This is a genomic window from Methylobacterium sp. CCH7-A2 (assembly GCF_001557075.1).
Classification (GTDB): domain Bacteria; phylum Pseudomonadota; class Alphaproteobacteria; order Rhizobiales; family Beijerinckiaceae; genus Allobosea; species Allobosea massiliensis.
Window position 1 is genome coordinate 1 of record NZ_LSKN01000093.1, and the last position, 6759, is coordinate 6759.

7 protein-coding genes are annotated in these 6759 nt (G+C 67.6%); 5 read left to right on the forward strand and 2 right to left on the reverse strand.

All coding sequences use genetic code 11. From position 1 onward, the window contains the following. The 4 genes from AX750_RS07645 to AX750_RS07660 form a co-directional block, all read left to right on the forward strand. A partial coding sequence (locus tag AX750_RS07645; protein WP_067253843.1) for an ABC transporter substrate-binding protein occupies positions 1–806 on the forward strand: 806 nt, incomplete at its 5' end. Between the two features lie 88 nt (positions 807–894). Then, complete coding sequence (gene hisD, locus AX750_RS07650) at positions 895–2208, forward strand: histidinol dehydrogenase (RefSeq protein ID WP_066720921.1); 1314 nt, start codon at positions 895–897, stop codon at positions 2206–2208. 3 nt (positions 2209–2211) lie between these two features. Further along, positions 2212–2982, forward strand: a complete 771-nt coding sequence (locus AX750_RS07655; protein ID WP_066720923.1) for an SDR family oxidoreductase — start codon at positions 2212–2214, stop codon at positions 2980–2982. Between the two features lie 13 nt (positions 2983–2995). Further along, entirely contained in the window at positions 2996–3985 is a 990-nt protein-coding gene (locus AX750_RS07660) for an alcohol dehydrogenase catalytic domain-containing protein (RefSeq protein WP_066720925.1), read from the forward strand. 199 nt (positions 3986–4184) lie between these two features. Here AX750_RS07660 and AX750_RS07665 read toward each other — a convergent pair whose 3' ends face one another. Beyond that, on the reverse strand, positions 4185–5165 hold the full coding sequence (locus AX750_RS07665) for a tripartite tricarboxylate transporter substrate binding protein (protein WP_066720932.1): 981 nt from the start codon (positions 5163–5165) through the stop codon (positions 4185–4187). Positions 5166–5515: 350 nt separating this feature from the next. Between AX750_RS07665 and AX750_RS07670 the strand changes: the two genes are divergently transcribed. Next, positions 5516–6418, forward strand: coding sequence for an MBL fold metallo-hydrolase (locus tag AX750_RS07670; RefSeq protein WP_066720927.1), 903 nt, complete (start codon positions 5516–5518; stop codon positions 6416–6418). Positions 6419–6439: 21 nt separating this feature from the next. Here AX750_RS07670 and AX750_RS07675 read toward each other — a convergent pair whose 3' ends face one another. Beyond that, complete coding sequence (locus AX750_RS07675; protein WP_082737697.1) at positions 6440–6757, reverse strand: cytochrome c family protein; 318 nt, start codon at positions 6755–6757, stop codon at positions 6440–6442. Positions 6758–6759 lie beyond the last annotated feature (2 nt).

Here is a 6759-nt window from a genome sequence, read left to right on the forward strand (position 1 = left end):
GTACCGGCTCGGTCCCCGCCGTGCTCGGCGCGGTGCGCTTCAACATCCTCACCATCGGCCTCACCAATGACGAGTCGAAGACCAATGCGATGATGGTGCGCGGCGACAAGTTCGACGCGATCAAGGCCGATCCCAAGCTGTTGAAGGGCCAGAAGCTTCTCCTCACCACCAATTCCACGGTGGATTACGCGGCGCGCAAATGCCTGACCAAGTTCGGCCTGCAGCAGAGCGACATGCAGTTCGTAAATCTCGGCCAGGCCCAGATCATCACCGCGATCACCTCCAACAATGGCGATGTCGCGGGCGTCTGGGCGCCCAACACCTACACGCTCGAAGAGCGCGCCAACGCCAAATATCTCTGCTCGGGTGCCGATGCCAACGCGATCGTGCCCGGCGCGCTGATCGTGCGCGGCGATTTCGCCAAGGAGCGTCCGGACGACGTGGCGAAGTTCCTGGCCGTCTTCCTGCGCGGCTGGTCCTGGGCCAAGGCCAATCCGGCCGAGGCGCGCACGCTCGCGCTCGACTTCTACAAGCAGGGCGGGCTCGAGGTGACTCCCAAGGCGATGGACCAGGAGTTCGCGCTGCGCCCGACCTTCGGCCTCGACGAGCAGCTCAAGCTGATGGCGCGGGCCTCCGGAGCCTCGACGGTGGATGGCTGGTTCTCCGAGATCGGCAAGTTCATCACCGAGGTCGGCACTATTCCCTCCAACCCGGACGCGAAGAGCTACGTCACCGACGACTTCCTGAAGCGCGTCGCCGCCGACCCCAAGCTCAAGGCCTTCGCGACCGAATTCGACAAGAAGTAACGGGCTCACGATCGACCGACCGCTGCGGTGACGTCTTCCAAGGCGTCACCGCCACCACCTCCCTGCGCTCCGAAGCGGACCTCAAGCCATGGCCATCACCCATCTCAAGACCGCGACCAAGACGCCGGAAACGGAAACCGACACCGCACGTGCGGTCGTGACCGAGATGCTCGCCGCAATCGAGGCCGGGGGCGAGCAGGCGGTGAAGGATTATGCCCTCAAGCTCGACAAATGGGACGGGCCGATCGTCCTCGATGAGGCCGCCATCGCCGAGCGCATCCGCGACGTGCCGCAGGCCGTCAAGGACGACATCAGCTTCGCCGCAGGCCAGGTGCGCCGCTTCGCCGAGGCGCAGCGCGCCTCCTGCCAGGATTTTTCGCTGGAGATCTCGCCCGGCCTGCATCTCGGGCAGAAGCTCGTGCCGGTGAACACGGCCGGCTGCTATGTGCCGACCGGCCGCTACGCCCACATCGCCTCGGCCTATATGTCCGTCGCCACGGCCAAGGCCGCCGGCGTCAAGACCGTCGTCGCCTGCTCGGCGCCGTTCCGCGGCCAGGGCATCCACCCGCATGTGCTCTATGCGCTGACGGTGGCCGGCGCGGACATCATCATGTGCCTGGGCGGCGTCCAGGCCGTCGCGGCCATGACCTACGGGCTGTTCACCGGCAAGCCGGCCGACATCATCGTCGGTCCCGGCAACAAATTCGTCGCCGAGGCCAAGCGCATGCTGTTCGGCAAGGTCGGTATCGACGTCTTCGCCGGCCCCTCCGAGGTTGCCGTGATCGCCGACGACAGCGCCGATCCGCTGATCGTCGCGACCGATCTCGTCGGCCAGGCCGAGCATGGCCATGAAAGCCCGGCCTGGCTGATCACCTCCTCGCGCCGCATCGCCGACGAGGTCGCCAGGCTGATGCCGGAGCTGATTGCCAACCTGCCGCCCACGGCGCGCGATGCTGCCGGCGCCGCCTGGCGCGACTATGGCGAGATCGTCCTCTGCGACAGCCGCGAGGAGATGGTCGCGGTCTCCGACGCCTACGCCTGCGAGCATCTGGAGGTGCATTGCGGCGAACTCGACTGGTGGCACGCCCATCTCAGCAATTACGGCTCGCTCTTCCTCGGCGAGGAGACCAATGTCGCCTTCGGTGACAAGGTCTCGGGCCCCAACCACATCCTCCCGACCAAATTCGCATCCCGCTATTCGGCCGGGCTGTCGGTGCACAAGTTCCTCAAGCCCCTGACCTGGCAGCGCATGGACCGTGCCGCCTGCCAGCGCATCGCCCCCGTCTCGGCCCGGATCTCGCGGCTGGAGGGCATGGAGGCCCATGCTCGCACCAGCGACGCGCGGATGGCCAAATATGCGCCGGGCTCGAATGTCGACCTCGGCACGCCGGTCGAGGTCTGAGGGATGTTCCGGCTGACCTCTCTCTTCGACCTCACCGGCAAGACGGCGCTGGTCACCGGCGGCAACAGCGGCATCGGGCTCGCCATGGCCCGCGCGCTGGGTCTGGCGGGCGCGCATCTGGTCATCGTCGCACGGAGGGAAGAGGCACTGCGCGAGGCGGCCGAAGGGCTGCGGGCGGACGGCATCGCGGCCGACATCATCGCCGCCGATCTCGCCTCGCCGGAGGCCGGCGCCACCCTGGCGGCGGCCTGCGAGCGGCTGGGGCGGACCATCGACATCCTCGTCAACGTCGCCGGGCTCAATCTGCGGCAACCCTTCATGCAGGTTTCGGCCGAGGCTTTCGACCTGCATATGGCGGTGCATCTGCGCGCGCCCTTTCTGCTGACCCAGGCTTTCGCACCGGGGATGGCGGAGCGCGGCTATGGCCGCATCGTCAACATCGCCTCGCTGCAGAGCTACCGCGCCTTCCCCGACTGCGCGCCCTATGGTGCGGCGAAGGGCGGCGTCGTCCAGCTGACGCGGGCGATCGCCGAGGAATGGTCGCGCCATGGCGTTACCTGCAACGCGATCGCGCCGGGTTTCTTCCCGACGCCGCTGACGGCGCCCGTCTTCGCCGATCCCGCGCGCGCCGCCAAGAACGCGGCGCAGACCGCCATCGGCCGCAATGGCGAGCTCGACGATCTCGCCGGCGCCACGGTCTTCCTGGCCTCGCCGGCCTCGGCCTATGTCACCGGCCAGACCCTGGCCGTCGATGGCGGCTTCACCGCCAAATGAGGAGGGTCGCCGCATGAAGGCCCTGGTCTATACCGGTCCCAACAGCCTCGTCTTCCGCGACGAGCCGGATCCCGTGCCGCAGGCCGACGAGGTTCTGGTCAGGGTCGAGGCGGTCGGCATCTGCGGCTCTGACATGCACGCCTATCACGGCTTCGATGCGCGCCGCCCGCCGCCGCTGATCCTCGGCCACGAGGCGGCGGGGCGAATCGCGACGGGGCCGCGTGCGGGCGAGCGCGTCACCATCAATCCGCTCGTGGTCGACCCGGCCTGCCCCTATGCGATCGAGGGGCGCTGGCATCTCTCGCCGACGCGGCAGATCATCTCGATGCCGCCACGGCCCGGCGCCTTCGCGGAGCTGGTGCGGATTCCGCTTCGCAATCTGACGCCAGTCCCTGACGCCATGCTGATCGCTCATGCGGCGCTGGCCGAGCCCGTCGCCGTCTCCTGGCATGCGGTGCGGATCGGGATGCAGCGCCTGCACCAGCCGCTCGCGGCCTGCAAGGTCGTGGTGCTCGGCGGGGGCGCGATCGGGCTGGCGGCCGCACTGGTCGCGCGGCTGTTCGGCGCCCGCGACCTCGTCATCGGCGAAACCAACCCGCAGCGTCGCGCAACGGTGCTGGCGGAAGCGATCGGCGTTTATTGTCCCGGCGAGGACCAACCGGACGACAACAGCGCCGATCTCGTGATCGATGCCGTCGGCGCCGATGCGACGCGGGCGGCAGCCTGCCGCATGGTGCGCCCCGGCGGGGTCATCGTCCATGTCGGTCTGCTGCCCGGCGCAGGCGGCCTGGACGTCCGCAAGCTCACTCTCCAGGAGATCACGCTAGCCGGCGTCTACTGCTACACGCCGACCGACTTCGCGCAGGCCGTCGAAGCGCTCGCCCTCGGCCATCTCGGCGATCTCGGCTGGACGGAGCACCGCTCGCTCAGCGACGGCGCGCAGGCTTTCTCGGCAATCGATGCCGGCCGTGTGGGTGCTGCGAAAGTCGTCCTGACAGTTTGATCGCAGCTCGATCGCGGCGGTTGGGCGCAAGGCCTGCCCAGCGCCGGTCGCGTCTTGGCTGCTCTTGGCGCAATCTGATCCGGCACCGTCTGGTGGCCGAAGCCGCGAGAAGCGGCAGCGGCGGCACGGCCCGAAGCGGATTCGGCGATCGCTGGGGAGAGGCCGCCAAGGCCTCTCCCCATATTCGATCTGCGGTGCGTCAGCCCTTGGCGAGCCCGCCCGCCTTCATGAAAGCGCCCATCGCCTTGTCGCTCTCGGCCATGAACGAACCGAAGGCAGCGGCGTCTGCGTACTTCATCGTCAAGCCGCGCGAGTTCATGAAGTCCTTGTACTCCTTCGAGTCGTAGATCTTCTTGAGCTCGGCGGAGAGCAGCGCGGCCATTTCCGGCGGAAGGTTCTTCGGCCCGCCGATGCCGCGCCAGGAGCCCAGCGGCACCTCCAGCCCCATGGCCTCCTTCAAGGTCGGAACGTCCTTGAACTGCGGGTTGCGCTCCGACGCCATGATGGCGAGCGACTTTGCGCGTCCGGCATCGATCATCGCACGCGCCTCGGGGACCGAGCATGTGACGAGGTCGATGCCGCCCGCCGCAAGATCCTGCATGGCGGGGGCCGCCCCGTTCGACGGCACCCAGGCGACGTGATCCGGCTTCAGCCCCATCGCCTGCATCCAGCCGACCAGAGCGAGGTGCCAGATGCCGCCCTGCCCCGTTCCGGAAGCCTTGAACTTGCCGGCGGGCGCGGCCTTGATCGCATCGGCGAGCTGGTTGACGTCCTTGTAGGGCGAATCCGCCCTCACCTGGACGCCCGGCGGATCGTCATTCATCAGCGCCAGCGGCGTATAGCTCGCATAGGTCAGCTGCGTCAGGCCCTGATGATGCATCATCGCGATCTCGGAGGTGATGATGCCGAGCGTGTAGCCATCCGGCGCGGCGGTCGCGAAGGCCGAATGGCCGACCACCCCCGATCCTCCGGTGCGGTTCACGACGTTGAACGGCTGTCCGAGGCTTTTCTCCAGGAGCGCCGCGATGATGCGGGCGACAGCATCCGTGCCGCCGCCCGCGCCCCATGGGCAGACCAGCGTGACAGGCCGTGACGGGTATTTCGACTGGGCGATGGCGGGCGCGACAATCAAGCCGGTCACACCGGCGGCCGCACCCTTGAGCAAACGACGTCTGTTGATGAATTTCACCGAGATATTCCTCCACAAAGTCAATTGAATTGCAGACGCTCCTCATCCGCGACGGGGCGCCCTTGAACGATGTATTATTGAAATTGATCGCGACCGCCCCGCAACGCCCGATTTTGCATATCACCTCCGCTTGCACTGACCCCGCTCGACGACAGCGTGCGTGCCGGGCGGCCATCCTGGCGAGGCGGGAACGACATCGGCCGGAAGCCCCCGGGTGACACCACGCCAAGATCGCCTCCGCGAGGCACGGCCTGATCGGTCTCTGACAGCCCACAGCTGCCTTGCACGGCCGGGAAAAGTCGATACATTCGGATATAACGATATAATGTCGGGAGGGTTCGATGATCGATCGGCGCGGCGTTCTCGCGGGTGGGGCGGCGCTGCTGCTGCCCGCTGCGCCCAAGCCGGCACCGGCGCAGGTGGTCGCCCGCGGTGGCAGCGGCGAACCCGCCCTCACAGTCCTCAGCGATGGCGGCTTCGAGATGCCTGCCGCCATGCTGGCCCGCGACGTCGAACCCGAGACAATCAGGAGCACTGCCCAACTGTCCGGTCCCCTGACGACGGTGCTGAACGTCACCTGTCTGAAGCGTGGCGACCAGACGATCGTGTTCGACTGCGGCTCGGGTGCGAATTTCCTGCCCGGCACCGGCAAGCTCGCGGGAAGCCTGGAGGCGGCCGGCATCGCGCCCGATAGCGTCACCCATGTGCTGTTCACCCATCTGCACCCGGACCATCTCTGGGGTGCGCTGGACGATTTCGACACACCGCTCTTTCCCAATGCGCGCTGGCTCGCCAGCGCGGACGAGGTCGCCTACTGGACGAGCCCTAAAGTCTACGAGGGACTGCCGGAGGACCGGCACGCCTTCGCCGCGGGCGCGCAGCGGGTTCTGAAGGAACTCGGCGACCGGCTGGAGACGCGCACCGCCGGTCAGGAGTGGGTGCAGGGGGTCACTGCCATTTCCACGGCCGGCCATACGCCCGGCCATGTCTCCTTCGTCTTCAGCGATGCGCAGGGCCCGGTTTTCGTCCTCGGCGATGCGCTGACGCATCCCGTCATCTCGTTCGCCCATCCCGACTGGCGCCCGGCTTCCGACCATGAGCCCGAGCGGGCGATCGCGACGCGCCGCGCCCTGCTGGAGCGCGCCGTTGCGGAGAAGGCCCGCATCATCGGCTACCATTTGCCGGGGGCGATCGGCCGCGTCGAGAAGCAGGGCGCGGCCTATCGCTTCGTCCAGCCGGCCTGAAGCGCGGCCGGCGGCAGGGGCTCAGAGCTTCTTGCCGTCCTTGCCGAACTGCTTGAGGAAGGCCGTCAGATCGGCGATTTCCTTCTCGTTCTTGATGCCGGCGAACACCATCTTGGTGCCCGGGATCTTGGCGCGCGGATCCTTGATGTATTCGGCGAAGACCGCCTCGTCCCAGGTCAGGTTCGCTGACTTGTTGGCAGCCGAATAGCTGTAGCCCTCGACCTCGCCGGTGTGCCGGCCGAACAGGCCGTTGAGGTGCGGACCGACTCCATTCTTGGCGCCCTCCCCGATCTGATGGCAGGCGCGGCACTTGTTCCAGGAGCGCTCGCCGGCGGCGATGT